General features: G+C 56.6%; 18 protein-coding genes. 16 read left to right on the top strand and 2 right to left on the bottom strand.

Translation table 11 applies throughout. From position 1 onward, the window contains the following. Window positions 1–127 precede the first annotated feature (127 nt). The 3 genes from KDX39_RS08135 to KDX39_RS08125 all read left to right on the top strand — a co-directional run bounded on the left by KDX39_RS08135 (window position 128) and on the right by KDX39_RS08125 (window position 3,298). Window positions 128–2,182: a terminase large subunit domain-containing protein gene (locus tag KDX39_RS08135; RefSeq protein WP_231659979.1), complete on the top strand. Its 2,055-nt coding sequence runs from the start codon at window positions 128–130 to the stop codon at window positions 2,180–2,182. Continuing rightward, window positions 2,109–2,960 carry a phage portal protein gene (locus tag KDX39_RS08130; protein WP_231660205.1) on the top strand — a complete coding sequence of 284 codons (852 nt, stop codon included), beginning with the start codon at window positions 2,109–2,111 and terminating at the stop codon, window positions 2,958–2,960. The genes KDX39_RS08135 and KDX39_RS08130 overlap by 74 nt, the downstream gene beginning before the upstream one ends. Window positions 2,961–3,037: 77 nt before the next feature. Then, entirely contained in the window at window positions 3,038–3,298 is a 261-nt protein-coding gene (locus KDX39_RS08125; protein WP_005737198.1) for an ogr/Delta-like zinc finger family protein, read from the top strand. A 41-nt stretch (window positions 3,299–3,339) separates the two neighbouring features. Here KDX39_RS08125 and KDX39_RS08120 read toward each other — a convergent pair whose 3' ends face one another. Together KDX39_RS08120 and KDX39_RS08115 are read right to left on the bottom strand one after the other, a co-directional pair. Beyond that, the gene (locus KDX39_RS08120; RefSeq protein ID WP_231659978.1) at window positions 3,340–3,516 is read right to left on the bottom strand and encodes a hypothetical protein; all 177 of its coding nucleotides are present in this window, start codon (window positions 3,514–3,516) and stop codon (window positions 3,340–3,342) included. A 99-nt stretch (window positions 3,517–3,615) separates the two neighbouring features. Then, window positions 3,616–3,951, bottom strand: a complete 336-nt coding sequence (locus KDX39_RS08115; RefSeq protein WP_043305053.1) for a helix-turn-helix domain-containing protein — start codon at window positions 3,949–3,951, stop codon at window positions 3,616–3,618. An 84-nt stretch (window positions 3,952–4,035) separates the two neighbouring features. Here KDX39_RS08115 and KDX39_RS08110 point away from each other — a divergent pair, with 84 nt between their 5' ends. From KDX39_RS08110 to KDX39_RS08050, 13 genes are all read left to right on the top strand, one after another. Next, window positions 4,036–4,236: a DNA-binding protein gene (locus KDX39_RS08110; RefSeq protein ID WP_029242402.1), complete on the top strand. Its 201-nt coding sequence runs from the start codon at window positions 4,036–4,038 to the stop codon at window positions 4,234–4,236. A gap of 29 nt (window positions 4,237–4,265) precedes the next feature. Next, window positions 4,266–4,745: a YmfL family putative regulatory protein gene (locus KDX39_RS08105; protein ID WP_231659977.1), complete on the top strand. Its 480-nt coding sequence runs from the start codon at window positions 4,266–4,268 to the stop codon at window positions 4,743–4,745. Continuing rightward, complete coding sequence (locus tag KDX39_RS08100) at window positions 4,742–5,104, top strand: hypothetical protein (protein WP_231659976.1); 363 nt, start codon at window positions 4,742–4,744, stop codon at window positions 5,102–5,104. Before KDX39_RS08105 ends, KDX39_RS08100 begins: the two co-directional genes overlap by 4 nt. 71 nt (window positions 5,105–5,175) lie before the next feature. Further along, window positions 5,176–5,409 carry a hypothetical protein gene (locus KDX39_RS08095; protein ID WP_025994425.1) on the top strand — a complete coding sequence of 78 codons (234 nt, stop codon included), beginning with the start codon at window positions 5,176–5,178 and terminating at the stop codon, window positions 5,407–5,409. After that, the gene (locus KDX39_RS08090; protein ID WP_231659975.1) at window positions 5,409–8,120 is read left to right on the top strand and encodes a toprim domain-containing protein; all 2,712 of its coding nucleotides are present in this window, start codon (window positions 5,409–5,411) and stop codon (window positions 8,118–8,120) included. Before KDX39_RS08095 ends, KDX39_RS08090 begins: the two co-directional genes overlap by 1 nt. A gap of 9 nt (window positions 8,121–8,129) precedes the next feature. Further along, window positions 8,130–8,441: a hypothetical protein gene (locus tag KDX39_RS08085; RefSeq protein WP_231659974.1), complete on the top strand. Its 312-nt coding sequence runs from the start codon at window positions 8,130–8,132 to the stop codon at window positions 8,439–8,441. A gap of 74 nt (window positions 8,442–8,515) precedes the next feature. Then, the gene (locus tag KDX39_RS08080; RefSeq protein WP_122588800.1) at window positions 8,516–8,749 is read left to right on the top strand and encodes a hypothetical protein; all 234 of its coding nucleotides are present in this window, start codon (window positions 8,516–8,518) and stop codon (window positions 8,747–8,749) included. A gap of 77 nt (window positions 8,750–8,826) precedes the next feature. Continuing rightward, window positions 8,827–9,039 (top strand): hypothetical protein, encoded by a 213-nt coding sequence (locus KDX39_RS08075; protein ID WP_122435129.1) that lies wholly within the window; start codon window positions 8,827–8,829, stop codon window positions 9,037–9,039. Continuing rightward, window positions 9,036–10,184: a site-specific integrase gene (locus KDX39_RS08070; protein WP_231659973.1), complete on the top strand. Its 1,149-nt coding sequence runs from the start codon at window positions 9,036–9,038 to the stop codon at window positions 10,182–10,184. Before KDX39_RS08075 ends, KDX39_RS08070 begins: the two co-directional genes overlap by 4 nt. Before the next feature lie 178 nt (window positions 10,185–10,362). Beyond that, window positions 10,363–11,916, top strand: a complete 1,554-nt coding sequence (locus tag KDX39_RS08065; RefSeq protein WP_231659972.1) for a sensor domain-containing diguanylate cyclase — start codon at window positions 10,363–10,365, stop codon at window positions 11,914–11,916. 376 nt (window positions 11,917–12,292) lie between these two features. Next, complete coding sequence (locus KDX39_RS08060) at window positions 12,293–13,621, top strand: tyrosine-type recombinase/integrase (protein WP_231659971.1); 1,329 nt, start codon at window positions 12,293–12,295, stop codon at window positions 13,619–13,621. A 901-nt stretch (window positions 13,622–14,522) separates the two neighbouring features. Then, window positions 14,523–15,503, top strand: coding sequence for an integrase domain-containing protein (locus tag KDX39_RS08055; RefSeq protein WP_231659970.1), 981 nt, complete (start codon window positions 14,523–14,525; stop codon window positions 15,501–15,503). Further along, window positions 15,500–15,775, top strand: coding sequence for a hypothetical protein (locus KDX39_RS08050; protein WP_231659969.1), 276 nt, complete (start codon window positions 15,500–15,502; stop codon window positions 15,773–15,775). The genes KDX39_RS08055 and KDX39_RS08050 overlap by 4 nt, the downstream gene beginning before the upstream one ends. Window positions 15,776–16,164: the final 389 nt, after the last annotated feature.

The following is a 16,164-nucleotide window of genomic DNA, read 5'->3' as shown; positions in this document are numbered from 1 at the left end:
CAAGATAGGGAGCCGCAACCTGTCCAACAAACGGTTTACTTTCGCGCTTCTCCTATATTCAACTTCTAGGAGAGACGCGGATTTTAACTGCACGTTTTCCGCGTTTTCGCCGCATAGACTGCGGCCCATGTACTACTCAACCGAAGTCAAAGAAGCCGCCAAACGCCTGTTCCTGCGCCGTCACAAGGCCAAGGAAATTCAGGCGCAACTCAACCTGCCCAACATCCGGATCGTCTACCACTGGATCCGCGTGGGTGGCTGGGAAGACATGCTGACGGACGAAGAGCCGCTGACCGCTGTCAGCCGGCGGATCACGCTGCTCCTTGAAAAGACAGAAAGCCTCAGTAAAAGCGATCTGGACGAGCTGGACCGGTTGACGACGGTTCGCGAGCGTCTGGCCAAGCAATGCGCAAAGCCAGCTCCCGCGCCGGCGCGTGATCAGCAGGACGACGATGGCCATCGACGCGACGAGCAGCGCGGCGAACGTCGGGAGCGCGGCAAACGCGACGGTAAGAAGCGGGAAAAGAAGGTCAAGAACGACGTCAGCGAACTGACCGAAGTCGACTTTCTCGACAAGTTCATCAGCAAAATGTACGGCTACCAGAAAGAGCTGTTCGCGGCCAAACAGAACCCGCTGACCGCCAGGATCCGCAACATCCTCAAAAGCCGTCAGGTGGGCCTGACGTACTATTTCGCCGGCGAAGCCTTCATGGATGCGGTGCTGACCGGTGATAACCAGGTGTTCCTGTCGGCCAGCCGTGCCCAGTCCGAGATTTTCCGCAGCTACATCATCGCCTTTGCCCAGTCCTGGTTCGGCCTGGAGCTGACCGGCAACCCGATCGTTCTCAGCAAGGACGGCAAGCCCTGGGCCGAGTTGCGCTTTCTCAGTACCAACAGCAGCACCGCGCAGGGTCACCATGGCCATGTGTACGTCGACGAATATTTCTGGATCCGCGACTTCGAGAAACTGAACACCGTGGCCAGCGCCATGGCGACCCACAAGAAGTGGCGCAAAACCTATTTCTCAACGCCCAGCGCCGTATCGCATCAGGCGTACCCGTTCTGGCAGGGCGAGAAGTTCCGCAACAGCAAACGCAAGGCCGCTAAGGATCCATGGCCGAGCGACAAGCAGATCTCGGCCGGCGCGCTGTGTCCGGACGGTCAGTGGCGCAAGGTGATCACCATTCTGGACGCGATCGCCGGCGGCTGCGATCTGTTCGACCTTGAGCAGCTGCAGCTGGAGTACGACGACGATAAGTTCCAGCAGCTGTTCATGTGCAAATTCATCGACAGCAGCCAGAGCGCGTTTGCCCTGGCAGATCTGGAGCGCTGCTATTCCGACCTGTCGCTGTGGGCCGACTTTGACCCAGACGACCCGCGACCTTACGGCAACAGCCCGGTCTGGATCGGGTACGACCCGAGCCGGACCCGCGACGACGCCACCTGCGTGGTCATCGCGCCGCCGCTGGAGAACGGCGGCAAGTTCCGGATCCTGGAGAAGCACAGCTGGCGTGGCCAGTCGTTCAAGTACCAGGCCGAGCAGGTCAAGAAGCTGACCGAGCGCTTCAACGTCCAGCACATCGGCATCGACACGACCGGCATCGGTTACGGCGTCTTCGACCTGGTGCGCGACTTCTACCCGCGTGCGACCTCGATCCATTACAGCCTGGAAACCAAGAACCTGTTGGTGCTCAAGGCGCAGGACACCATCCAGGGCAGCCGCATCGAGTGGGACGCCGGCTGGAACGATATCGCCCAGGCCTTCCTGACGATCAAGCGCGGCACGACCGCCAGCGGCCAGGTCACCTACAGCGCTTCGCGCACAGACGCTACCGGCCACGCGGATGTGGCCTGGGCGGTCATGCACGCCCTGCAGTACGAACCCCTCAACACGGACAAAAAGCGGCGCAGTCGCTACGCACTCACTGGATCAACTTCCCATGGCAAAAACCAAAACCCTGCAGCAGGAAAAACCGGCGCAACGGCCCATGCGAGCGTTCACATTCGGCGCGCCGGAATCGGTGCTGACCGACAACATCGCGCAGTACCTGGGCGTGTTTCCCAGCGACGACGGTCGTCTCTACACGCCACCGGTTTCGCGCAGGGGCCTGGCCAGGCTGCTCAAGGCAAACGCGCACCACGGCGCGATACCAGGGTTCAAACGCAACCTGTTGCTGCGTGAGTTCATCCCTTCAGCCGGTCTGACGGTGGCCGATATGAGTCGGGCCGCATTGGACTTCATGGTGTTTGGCGAAGCCTACTTCTACCGGGTGCCTAATACGTTCGGCCAGATCCTGGAGCTACGGCACCTGCCCTCCATCAACATGCGGGTGAAGGTCGACGGCGGTTTCGTCCAGTTGGAGCAGAACGGCAGGGAAGCCGAGTTTGAAGCGCACGAGATCGAGCACGTCCTCAACTACGACGTCGAACAGAATATTTATGGGGTACCCGAGTATCTGGGCGGCCTGCAGGCACTGCTGCTCAACGAGGCCGCCACGCTGTTTCGCCGGCGCTACTACAGCAACGGTGCGCATGCGGGGTACATCTTCTACACCAACGACCCGAACCTGACCGAAGAGGACGAAGACGAACTGCGCGCCCAAATCACGGCCAGCAAGGGCGTAGGTAACTTTCGCTCGATGTTCGTCAACATTCCAGGCGGTTCCGAGAAGGCTATCCAGATCATCCCGGTCGGTGATTTCCAGGCCAAGGACGAGCTGGAAAAGGTCAAGAACATCACCCGAAACGACGTGATTGCTGCCTGGCGCATGAACCCTGCTCTGGCCGGGATCATCCCGGAGAACAGCGGGGGATTTGGTGACATCGAGAAGATCGATCGCGTGTACACCAGCAACGAGATCAGGCCGATCTGCCAGTTGTTTGACCAGGCTAACGCGTCGTTGCGAGAGGACAGGCGGTTCGCCTGGAGACCGATACCGGAAATATCTGTAACGGCCTGATCTGACTGAAGACACAGATAGTGCCACCACTTATATGGCAAAATACTGGCTATAGGCTGGCCCTGGGGAGGGAAGACATGCGGATTTATTGCACAACATGCGGGCACAAGGGACGGATTAGCTCGAGGGAGGAAGTGACCAGGGCTTACGTGAAACTGTACTGCCAGTGCCTGGACGCCAGTTGCGGCCACACTTGGGTGGCTAACCTCACGTTCTCACACACGCTTCGGCCATCTGGGCAGCAACTGGACGTGATGTTGTTCGATCGGCTCAGGGATCTTGCACCTGACAAGCAAAAAGAGCTGTTTGAGCAATTAGGGCGACAAGCAGTTGCCTAGTATTGGGAACGCCGATCAAAGATCGGCGGAGACATATGCTTTTAATCAGTCTCTGGGTGCAGGGTAAGTGCTTCAATCAAGCGCAGCACCTGCCGCTTTTCTTGGTCCGTGATCTGACGGAAGCGCTCAACCAACCGATGCTCAGTTTGGGAAAGCTCTGATCGCTGACTCCCCTTCAGAGCACGAACTTCACCATCCATCACTACCGTTTCTAACATTCTTTAGCTCCTTGATATGCATAGAGGAGCTGGCTGTGTGGGCTACAGCTGTTATTTCATATCAGAGAACAGGAATATCGCGGCAACTTTTGTAACTACTTATTTGGCGTCGTCGGCCATAGCTTTAAGAAATCGTCTTAAAGCCTTTTGATCAGCATCCGGGATGGACCTGTACTGTTCGAGGATAGAGCTTTCGTCCGTTGTGAGCCCTTGTCCATGGCTTCTTTGACCGGTCAAAACGTACCCAGCATCAACACCGTTACTTTCGAGCGCCATGATGTATTTAAGATCAAGCGCTCCTAAAGCAGTACCAAGTTCGTAGTTTTTTTGCGTGCCTCGGCTGACCCCGACCAAGGTGCCGAATTCCGTCTGTGACAGACCTAAGCGCTCACGCTCTTCCCTGAGCCGTATACCGACCCCTTCAGCAATGAGCATATTTTTGTCCATAACCACTTGACGTGAGCAAATTTCTGACCAAGAATCACCACAGACAAACACAATCGAACAGGAACGAACACTATGCCCGTGCCAGTTACGCCTGAGCAAGCCCGCGCAGCGCTTGATCGCAAAGGGATGAGCATTGCGGAATTCAGCAGGATTCATGAATTGAACAAGAATTTGGTCAGCGACCTTCTAAATGGGCGTCTCAAAGGCCGCCGTGGGGAGGCACATCGTGCCGCCGTATTGCTGGGGATCAAAGACGGCGTGCTCAAACAGTAGTGCTAGGCACTGACAGGGAAAAGCAGAATATGAAAAGTCCAGTTCTAAAAACACGCCGCGAAGTAGTCAGCGCAATTATCTGTAGTTATCCAGGTGGACGCGAGTGCGCAGCTGCCCGCATCGGTTTGGCATTGAAGAAATTCGATAACCACGCATACGAAAACAACAACAGCAGACCACTCAATGACATGCAGTTATTCCAGCTGGAGCAGGACGCTGGCACTCAGCATCTCCCCAACTACGTAGCGTCAATGTATGGCGGTCTATTTGTACCGGTGTCCGACCCTGAATCGCTCGACAACGTTGAAATGTATGCCCTTTCCATTAGGGCAGCGGCAAAGCGTGGGTGCGTCGACCAGGAGATAGCTAAGGCTCTTGCAGACGGTTGCATCAGCCAAGCGGAAGCCGAGCACATCCTTAACGCACACAATTTGCACATGGCGGCTCGGCATGCCGAAGTGCTCGCAGCCATTGATCTGTACCGCGCAAAATCAGGGACCGCACAATGATGAACGCATCAGTCGATATGGATTATCAAGAAACTATTCGCGCTGCAGCTCAGGCATTCATTGAGCGCCATCAGGGCGAACACCTCGGCGATATCGGCCAGTTGCTTGGGCGAGCAATCGACCATCTGGTCGAAAGCCTCGAGGTCAGAGAGCCACTCGCGAATCACCTGGTGCACCAGGCCTACAGCAACGTATTGGCTGTCATCGGTCGTCAGCGCATAGATCTGCAGGCAAGCGCAGAAATGTCGGTTGTGATCAGTGACCCTGTTCGAGGACTCGCCTGGTCGGTACCTGTTCACCTGATCTACGAACACCTGATTGTTGCCGGCCACGGCAAGCCTGTCTCCCCCGCTACCTAAAACCACCCTAAATATTGCCTGCCCCACACCCGTGGGTATGGGTGAGCTGCGCCCGAATTCGAGGTTTAACGATGGCCAACGCCGTGATCGTCACCACCCAATTGCCGAAAGCCCAAGCCAAAGCACTGCTGGAAGCCCTGCGTGAACAGTACCGCTTGAAGCTCAACGAATACTGGTATGACGATCAATACCGCTTCGTTGCGGACGGCCAACGTCATGGCGCAATTCTCGCCCGTGTCCCGGTGATGGCAGCGCAAGTAAGCCTTATGGCAGCCCTGTCCCACAGCCTGAAGGCCGCGAAGTAATGTCTGTAATGAAAGAGAAGCTACGAGCCACTGTCATCGAACGCCTGCAGTTCGACTTCGACCTAAAAGTGCGCACAGGCACAAACTACATGCGGGGCGGCACCTGTCCCAAGTGTAAGAAGAAAGAGCTGTATGCGCGCCACGATAACCCTTGGCAGATACGCTGCGGCCGACCAGAGCGCTGCGGTCACATTGAGCATGTGAAAGATCTGTATGAAGACCTGTTCGAGGACTGGAGCAAGCGTGCGCCTGCGACAGATAACGATCCCACCGTGACAGCTCGCGCTTACCTTGAGTTCGCCCGCGGTTTCGACATCGGCCCCATGACCGGTTGGTTCAGCCAGGAAAACTACGTCAACCACGAGTCAGGCGAGTCGAGTGCAACCATCCGTTTCCCTTTACCGAACGACGGCTACTGGGAACGCCTAATCGACCGACCAGCTCGGTTCGGCAAAATGAAAGCCCGCTTCAAGCCCAAATACAGCGCATTGGGCCACTGGTGGTGCCCCCCTGATATTGACCTCACAACGGTTGAAGAACTGTGGATCGTCGAGGGTATCTTTGACGCCGTGTCGTTGCTGCAAAACGGGATAGCGGCAGTCTCTGCCATGTCGAGCACCAGCTACCCGGCCTTGGCTTTGGAACAGCTGGCAGCTCAACGCAAAAACAACCTTCCCCGTCTGGTCTGGGCCCTGGACAACGAACCCTCAGCTCGAGGCTACTTACAACGCTGGGTGAAACAGTCCCGTGAACTGGGCTATAGCTGTGCGGCCGCGCTCGTTCCTCAACGCGGTAGCCGCAAGGTTGACTGGAACGACCTGCATCAGCGCTGGGGCTTTGAAGATGCTGACAAGCGTGAGCAGCGCCGCCAGCGTGATATTGACATCGCCCGTCACGAAGGCGATCTGTTGCTGGCTCCCTCGCCTCGTGAAAAGGCGATCTTGATGTACACCTGGGAAGACTCGACCTCGGAATTCCATTTGGAATTCGGCAACCGGATGTATTGGGCGAAGTTTGATTTGTCGAAGCTGGAAGACGAGCAGCGCACCCTTCTAAACAGTGATGACCATGACGATCAGTTGCTGAACGACCGGCAGGCAAGGAACAAGGTTCTGGAGTCTGTATGCACGTTGAAGCTGATCGCGAACTGCAATTTTGAGGCGCTTTACAAGCAGGTGAATGACGTGACCGGCGACGCCTGGTTCTATTTTCAGGTGGACACGCCCAGTGACAACGCCCCCGAGAAATTCACCTTCACACCCAAACAGATATCGTCGAGCAGCGAGTTCAAGGCGCGTCTGATGTATGCCGGTGCCACCTGGCTCGGTACGCAGAAGCACCTGGACCAGATCGTCATCCGTCAGACCGAGGGCCTGAAAACGGTCGAAACCATCGACTTCATCGGTTACAGCAAAGAGCACAAGGCTTACATATTCAACGACTACGCCGTGCAAGGTGGCAACGTCTACAAAGCCAACGACGAAGACTATTTCGAGTTCGGCCAGGCACGCGTCAAATGCCTGATGAAGTCGATCAAGATAAGCATGGCCAATACAGCCAAGGGCTACCGCGACGACTGGTTGGCAAACCTTTGGCTGTGTTTCGGTGAGAAAGGCCTCGTCGCCCTGACGTATTGGTTCGGCTCGCTGTTTGCCGAACAGATCCGCGCCGACTACGAGAGCTTTCCCTTCCTGGAGATGTCGGGCGAACCCGACTCCGGCAAGACCACGTTGATCAAATTCCTGTGGAAGCTGTTCGGCCGGATCTATGAAGGCTTTGACCCTGCCAAAGGATCGATCTCCGGCCGTAGCCGTGCGATGGGGCAAGTATCCAATATACCGCTGGTGCTGCTGGAGGCTGATCGCAACACCGACGCCGAAAATGCGAAATCGTTTGAGTGGGATGAGTTCAAGGACTACTACGGTGGCGGGCTGCTGCGCACGCGTGGGGTCAAGAACAACAGCAATGACACCTATGAGCCACCGTTCCGGGCGTCGATCGTCATTGCCCAGAACGCCGGCGTATCAGGTCACGAAGCGATTCTGAGCCGGATCACGAAGCTCTACTTCGCCAAACCCATCATCACCGAGGAAAGTCGGGCAGCTGCCTACGCGCTGGTGCAAACCGAAGTCGGTGACGTCAGCCACTTTATGGTCAAGGCTATGAAAGCCGAACACCAGGTGCTGGCCCGCTTCGCCGAGGTCTACCCCAAATACCGATCCGAACTGTGGGCGAGCAAGAAGCTCACGTCGGACCGCATCATTCGCAACCACAGCATGCTGCTGGCGTTGCTGGACTGCCTGCAGTTGGTACTGACCGTGCCGGAATCTATGGTGCACCAGGCCCGCAAGTACATCAGTGCCATGGCCAGCGACAGACAGGCGGCGATCACGACCGACCCCCAAGAGCTGAACGACTTCTGGCAGGTATTCGAATACCTGGAGTCACTGCCTGGCAGCCCACTGGTGAATCACAGCAAGAATCCGGGAGTCATTGCCATCAACCTCAACCAGTTTGCCGAGGTTGCGCACGAGCACCGTCAACGCATTCCGGATCTTGCCACGCTGCGTCGCCTGCTCAAGGACGGCAGGACACACCGGCTGATCGATGCCAGCAAACCCACCGAGAGCCTCATTCGAGCAAACCTGCAGGCACGGACGCCGTTGAGTCCTATTCCCCAATCAGTGCGTTGCTGGCACTTCAAAACCTGAGAGGACGCCATGCAGATTCAAGTGATGAGCGAACAACTGTCTGGGCATGCCGTGGACCCGATTAGCGTGGTGATTGCTGGACTTAAACGCACGGATCAAGGCTATCCGGTAATACATGCCGACGCATATGCCATCGGTGGACTGCTGGAGATTCTGGACATTCGCGCCGCTCGGGGTGAGCGGGAACTGATGGTGCTGCAGTGCAGCCGGGAGCAGATCCAGGCGGTGCTGGAATGGCAGTCAGAGACAGAAGACGTTGCCAATCTGGAAGACCTGATTATTCACCTGGTACGCCGGCAGGATCCAAGCCATCAGGTGTGACACCGAAGATTGTTAAGCAAGCGGTACTGGGGAGTTGCAGCTCCCCAGTACCATCCACAACTAGGAGTACGGCTATGCAAACGGAACACCTGAGTCGCGAATGGACAAAGGCTAGCACACCATCCCGAAAACACATCTTTGTTGCCATGATAGGTGCGGCACTCATCGGCTACTTGGTACACAAGACTCCCGATGCGCGAGGCCGACTGGAAAAACTCGCCAGCCTGGCGCAACGCCAAGGGGAGCTGACCGCCAGCGATGCGTTGGTCATCGCCCAAGTCCTCGCCCGTCCAACCGTCAGTAATTGAGCCGGTAGTTTCTGGCTTTTAGCACCAGGGCGAAGCGATACACTCCCCCTGGTTGCTGCTTCCCGCAGAGAGCACACATGAATTCCCCAACCAGCAACGTCCTCACTTTTGAGGACCTGCAGCGCATTACCGGCTACCAGCGCCGCTCCGACGTCGAACGCTCGCTGATCACCCAAGGCATCCGTATGTTTCGAGGTCGCACTGGCCCTTGGACAACGCTGGATCTCGTCCACCACGCGGCGGGCCTCGAGTCCGTCACCTCTGAGCGCTATGACACGAATATCCTATGAGGAAAGCGCGTAAGCGGAAGCACAATCCGCACATTCCCCCCCACATCGATCAGGCCGCTCTCCCAGCGGCCATTTACTTCGATCACCGCAACGCCGGCGTCTGGTACACGCTGCATTACGACGAGACCGGCAAACAGCGCCGGCGCAACGTGGCACCGGCTGACGTGACCTTGGCCGAGCTGCACCAGATCATGGAGCAGACCTCGGGGGTTGATCAGGGCACCTTGCGTTACGTCTGCGCCCAGTTCCACCAGAGCGATCGTTACCAAAAACTCAGCCTCAAGACTCACGACGACTACTGCTATTCACGGGACGTGCTGCTGGGGATTCCTACCCGGCTGGGCAAACCGCTGGGAGATCTGCTGGTCAGAAAATTCACGGCGGCGTTGATCCAGCGGATTGTCGACCGCTTGGCCGATGAGGGCACGCCGTCGAAGGCGGCGCATGTGCTGCGCTACCTGCGTCGCGTGCTGCATTGGGGACGCAACCGGGGTTACCTCGACAGCAACCCTGCGCAGGGCATTGAAGCGCCGGTGGAGCGCAAACGTCGGCGCTTACCTGAGCACCAGGTCATGGAGGTGCTGGTCGACCGTGCTCAAGCGTTTGGTCGCTTGGCCAGGAACGAGAAAGGCGGCTGTCCGGAGTACCTGAGCTACGTCATGGAGATCGGTTACCTGTGTCGCTTGCGGGGCATTGAGACCATAACCCTGACCGATGCGCATGAACTGGCAGAAGGGGTCATGACCAACCGGCGCAAAGGCAGTCGGGACAATATCGTGCGTTGGACGCCGCGTCTGCGCGCTGCTTGGGACGGGGCAAAAGCCTATCGGGCGAAGGTGTGGGCCAGCAAATCCACCGTGGTGCCGCTACGTCCCGAGCGGCGCTATCTCATCGTGGCCAGCCACGGCGGCCCTCTGCGCAAATCCGGCCTGGACACCGCCTGGCAGCGGTTCATCACCTCGGCCATCGAGGACGGCACCCTCACGGCCGAGCAGCGATTTGGTCTGCACGACCTCAAACGGCGGGGCATCACCGACACGGCCGGCACGCGGGCAGACAAGCAAGAGGCCAGCGGCCACCGGGACGGGGCCATGATGGACGTCTACGATCTCAGCGTACCACTGGTCAATGCCTCGCGTACGTAGCAGGTGTAACGCAGAAAGACATATCTCGTTGTTCCTTAAAATTCACACTAGACTCGTTGCACAGACTCTAGAAAAGCTGTCCGTCAGGCTTCCATATGATTGCGTTAGTCAACCTATCGGGATTTTCTGACATAGCTGCAAGAGGCTTTTTTCTTATTTTTCATGGAAGAGCGTAAATATGAACCGTCCTCTGTCTGCCACGAGATCGGTTATGCCAGTGTCGGGCCGACTGGGTCTGCAAGCCATAACACTACTTTTGGTGGCTTGCACGGCGTTATGCACCTTTACAGGAGGGCTGCTGTACTCTCAATACCGTGACGAACGGGCAGCTCGTTACACCGAGCTTACAAACTTGTCTTCCTCCGTACTCCGCTCTGCGGAAACCTCCATTACCTACGCAAGCATGGTTTTGGTAGGGCTGGCTGAGCGTTATCGTCACGAAGGCGAGGACCCTCAGAATCTGGATCGTATACTTAAAGTTGCACACGCGCGCGTGGACACGCAGTCGGAGATCCAAGGCATATTTCTCTATGCGGCTGACGGTCGATGGGTCCTGACGACACTCTCATCCAGTCCCCCTGCACGCAACAATTCGGATCGCGAATATTTTAAATACCATATGCAGAACGAAAGCCTGGCGCCCTACATAGGCCCGCCCATTCGTAGTCGCACGACAGGTGAATGGATCATTACGGTGTCGATAAGGCTTGAAGATGCTCAAGGAGCATTTGCAGGGGTGGCGCTTGCAACGTTGCGTGTGGAAAGTTTTTTGGAATTTTTCAGATCCTTTGACCTGGGCGAAGACGGCATCGTCAATCTGGCACGCACGGATGGCGTTCAGCTAGTTCGTCTTCCTTTCAGTCCTGAGTTGATAGCAGTGAATGTCGTTAACGGACCGGTCGTGAAAGCGATACTGGCTGGCAGCACGCGAGGGGTACTCGTTTTCGACTCACCCGTTGACGGCACGAGACGGATGGTCGGTTATGCCGCCAGTGGTCGATACCCAATTCGGTTGTCGATCGGCATTACGGAGGCCTATGCATTTGCCGCTTGGCGTCGAGGGTTCGTTCTCACTATCTTGGCGGCAACCACTGCACTTGGAGTGATCTTGTTTCTAGGACTCAGGACTATGCGAAGCATAGAGCAACGAGCTAATGACGAACTCGTACTGAGGGCTGACAACGGCTCACTTCAAACGGTGAACAATGAGCTTCAAATACTCGCGACCGAAGATGGCCTGACAGGCTTGGCCAACCGTCGATTCTTCAATCAAGTACTCGCTAAAAGCTTTGACCAAGCCCAATCCAATCAGACCGCAATAGCACTTCTGCTTCTAGACATTGACCACTTCAAAAAATACAACGATACCTATGGTCACCCGGCAGGAGACGAGTGTTTACGCCGGGTCGCTGCATTGGTACGCAATGCCTCGAGCAGGCCTACAGACCTCGCAGCACGATACGGCGGTGAGGAGATAGCTGTTATTTTGCCCTACACCGATGTGAACGGGGCCATGCTGGTTGCTGAACAAATCAGGCATGCCGTTGAGGAAGCCAACATAGAAAGTCGTTCGGTTGAATTGGGTAAGGTTACAGTCAGTATCGGCGTGGCAGGATACATCCCGTCACGGGACTCTCAGGGATGCGACGAACTGCTGCTATGCACAGACAAAGCGCTTTATAAGGCTAAGCAAGCTGGCCGCAATCTGGTTTCCGTCTACTCAGAAGAGTGATCAGTAGGACGGCTTCCTGGATCAGCCCACTGGTCCGCTACCAACACGTTAATGACGCAGAGCCACGTAACAACAGTCCAAGGCACACCGTAGACCGAGGCTCGCAGACAAAAGCCACGTAACAGAAAAATCTCTAACCTACTGATTTTTATGTTTAAAGCACCTTCCTTGTAATCAGTAGGTCCCGGGTTCGACTCCTGGTGCCGGCACCACATTAGGCTCCATTGCATTCTACTGAATGCTCTGGAAGCCCCGAAAACCCGCCCTTTGGCGGGTTTTTTCGTTCCAGGACCCTCTGTCGGGATCCAACAAAATCCCCCTTCCCCGAGGGTATGTTAGGGGTACTGCGATTTCCCGGTCAGGAGCGCGTACCCCTATGCCACGTCTAGCGATCCCCCTCAGCGACCTGCAATGCCGCACGGCCAAAACCCGCGAACGCGCCTACAAACTGTTCGACGGCGGCGGCATGTACCTTTTCGTCAAACCCAATGGCGTGAAGACCTGGCGCTTGAAGTACACCAAGCCCAACGGCAAGGAAGGTACGCTCATCATCGGCAATTACCCCATCGTTACCCTTTCCGTCGCACGGCGTAAGCGAGACGAAGCCAAGGCGTTGCTGCTAGACAACCTCGATCCAATGGAAGAAAAGAAGAAGGCCAAGATCGTAGCCCAACGGGCGGCACTGCTTTTCGAAACCGTTGCTCTGGAGTGGCACGCCGACATGTCCCGTCGCTGGACCGAAGGACACGCAAAAACCGTGATGAGCCGACTGCGTACCCACGTCTTCCCGCTGATCGGCCAACGACCCATCGCTGAACTCGATACCCATGACCTGCTAGAGATCACCCAGCGCATCAAGGAACGCGGCACCATGGATGTGGCGTTAAGGGTACAGAACTACTTATCCACCATCATGCGCGGGGCCAAAAGGGCTCGGCAGATCACCATAAATCCTGCACTGGATCTGGCAGGCTCGATTCACGCGCCGCGCACAGTCCATCGCCCGGCCCTATCCCTCAACCGCCTACCCGAACTGCTAAATCGTATCGACAACTACAACGGCCGCGAGCTGACGCGCCTTGCCGTCCTGCTCACGCTGCATGTATTCGTCCGCTCCAGCGAACTGCGCTTCGCGCGATGGAGTGAGTTCGACCTCCAACGCGCCATGTGGGAAATCCCCGATACACGCGCACCGATTGAAGGGGTACGCAACTCCACACGAGGGACCAAGATGAACGGCGACATTCAAATGGTTCCACTATCGCCGCAGGTCATCGAAATACTGGAGCGCCTGCGCAGCCTCAGTCGCTTTTCAGAGTTAGTGCTACCGGGCGACCACAAGTACTGGAAGCCCATGTCCGAGAACACGGTGAACACCATGCTCCGCAACGTCGGCTATGACACCAGCAAGGACGTGTGCGGCCACGGCTTCAGGACCATGGCCTGTAGCGCTCTGCTGGAGTCCGGGTTATGGACCGACGCAGCCATCGAAAGACAAATGAGCCACAAGGAACGCAACCGCGTGCGCGCCGCGTATATCCACAAGGCCGAATTCCTCGAACAGCGCAGGCTGATCATGGCGTGGTGGAGCAACTACATCGACGCCAACCGCCATGGGCATGTGACTCCCCACGAATTCGCTCACCCGGTCGGCGACAACATTACCGCCCTACAAAATAGCCGCGGCGCATCCAAACGTGGGTAAGCCAATAAGATCACCGCAGTCCGCCCTTCCACGCGGGTCCATCCAAGCGGGGCTGCGAAGCCGCCCTGCTTGGATGGACCTCATTTAAAAAATCTAAAGCCCACGCGAATTGTCTGTGGAAAACCATAGATTTCCACCGGTGGATAATTTCATCCACAGCCGCAGAATTCCCGAAAATTCGAGCCTTGACCCAAATTATCCACAGGCGTAGAAAAGATCGGGCAAAGTGCTGTCTTTGACAGCAACCCAGGTAGCCAGAACCTTTAAGGCTACGCCACATTGTGGTGGTTCTCCCAAAGTGCGATTAGCGTCCGGCGGCTCGCGCGGTCACAGCAATGTGATGGATGCCTACTTTTACCAGTGTGCCCAATGCGGCAACTCTCCCTTTCATAGCTGCCCTGCAGCAACCTATCCGCTTGGCCATTTCCTTGCGCCAACCTGCGCCCGTCTCTTTCTCCCGGAAAGAGACGGGCGATCCTACCGCTGCTGCTGCCCAACTCGTACAAGGCTTTGCGGCATTCCCCCTCGTGACAATCGGCGTGACAAACACCGAAGTCACCCGCAGCAGCGATGCAGATGATGGTGCCGCAGTCCACGGAATGGACTGCACCTGACTGACAGTCAGGCATGCCCCGGTCATCGCCACACTGCCTTCACCTGACTCAGGATCTCGCGGCATTGGCCTCGTCAGCCAATGCAGTCTCCACCCGCCCACCGGAATCGGTGTTCAGGAGGCCAGATCATGAGATGCCCAAGCTCCCGGTCGTAAAGAGCCGCCAGTCCCGCGTTAGTGGACAACCCTCACAGGCCGCAGGGGCCTTGATCCCTGATAACACTCAACATCCATGGCGGGATGACGTGGGGAAGGTTTGAAAGGTTTGGCTTCGAGAGGAGTTCGATCATGGCACTGGTCGGTAAACGGGATGGGCGGAACTTTGGCTATGGCCGGCAATTGAGCTATGCCGGGCCGCAAGCGCTGAAAGATCTGTTTGGCGGTGGGCATTACGGGACGGTCAAAGCGCACGGTGATCGCTGGCAGGCGTTTGTTCGGTGGTGTCGGTCGGAGGATGGACCAGGATTTAACGATGCGCGGCAGATTAATTGGCAGACCTTGCTGGACTACGCCGGACACCTGCGCCAACAAGTTGAACGAGGTGAGCTGGCCATCGCGACTGCGCAAAACCGGTTGTCCAGTGTGAATCGGACCATGGCCGCGCTTCGCGGTGATCAGTATGTGAAAGTGCAGAGCCCGAGTAAGGCGCTGGGAATGCAGCGCACAACCGTCCGCACAGCAGCCCCGCAAGGCCAGGATCGTGAACAAGTTAAGCGGATCGTCGAGGCGCTTTACGAACACCAACTGCCGCGCGCGGCTGCAATCGTGCAGTTGGCCCGAGCTACCGGCATGCGCTTACGCGAGGCCATCTTAGCCGACCTTCCGCGCCTAAAACGCGAAGCCGAACACTACGGCAAGATCAACATCCAGGATGGCACCAAAGGGGGCCGATCCGGCGCGTCGGCGCCACGTTGGATTGCGGTGGATGACCATATTCGTGACGCGCTGAGGTTTGCCGAAAAGGTCTCACCCGACGATAGCCGCAACCTGCTGGCACCGAACGAGAGCTACCTCGATTTCCAACGGGAAATCGTCCGCCCCGCAAGGGACATCCTCCATACGCACAACCTCAAAGGCTTCCACGAACTGCGCGCGGCTTATGCGTGCGAACGCTATGAGCAGATCACCCATCACCTCAAACCCATCAACGGTGGCAGGTACAGGCGCCTCGATCCACGCCTTGATCGAGAGGCACGCTTACAAATCAGCTATGAGCTGGGACATGGTCGAATCGACGTGGTATCGGCGTATATCGGTGGTCGGGTATGAATAAACCATTCGATATGGAGATCTTCTTGGCTGGGGTGCTGACTGGAGCACATGCCACACGCGAACGTCACATCCGCCAGGCCAAGACTATTCAAGCAGCCATTTCTGAACGCTGGAACCGAGATAATCCATGGGCATGGCAGCAAAAGCATCTCGCATGGTTTCTGAACCACCACTTGAGCCCGCACGCTAAATCGACGCGCTATTACTATCTGCTGACCATGCATTTGCTCGCTTTTCGCTTAGGGAAATCCTGGCAGTTCAACCTCTAGGCGAAGGGTCCTCCTGTCGATAGATCAGAGGGTGTAAATCTTACTCAGGAGGGGACACCGAAAGAAAATCAATCCGCCCCCACTTCTGAGAAACGCAACGCATGCCTCCCTAGCCAGCAAATCGGACTCAAATGGTGGCCAAAACATGGCACGCACATAAAATGTGGAGTACGCTCGACCTAGAATGCTAGCTAACGCTCAGCAGGAACAGCAGAAACACCTGAACGATTGTTTGCCACGGAAAGGCTAAAAAATGATCAACTCGATACAACAACAAATATTAAACTTCGATACGTTAATCGCTATCGAGAAAGAGTACATTCAACTCACATCCCGCCATAATCGTTCTGCATCTAAACCTATGCTCCTGTTACGAAGAGCACTAGGAA

Source organism: Pseudomonas sp. CDFA 610 (assembly GCF_021147865.1).
GTDB classification, from domain to species: Bacteria; Pseudomonadota; Gammaproteobacteria; order Pseudomonadales; family Pseudomonadaceae; genus Aquipseudomonas; species Aquipseudomonas alliivorans.
Note: the sequence above shows the minus strand (reverse complement) of the source record. Positions and strands in the feature narration are given on the sequence as shown.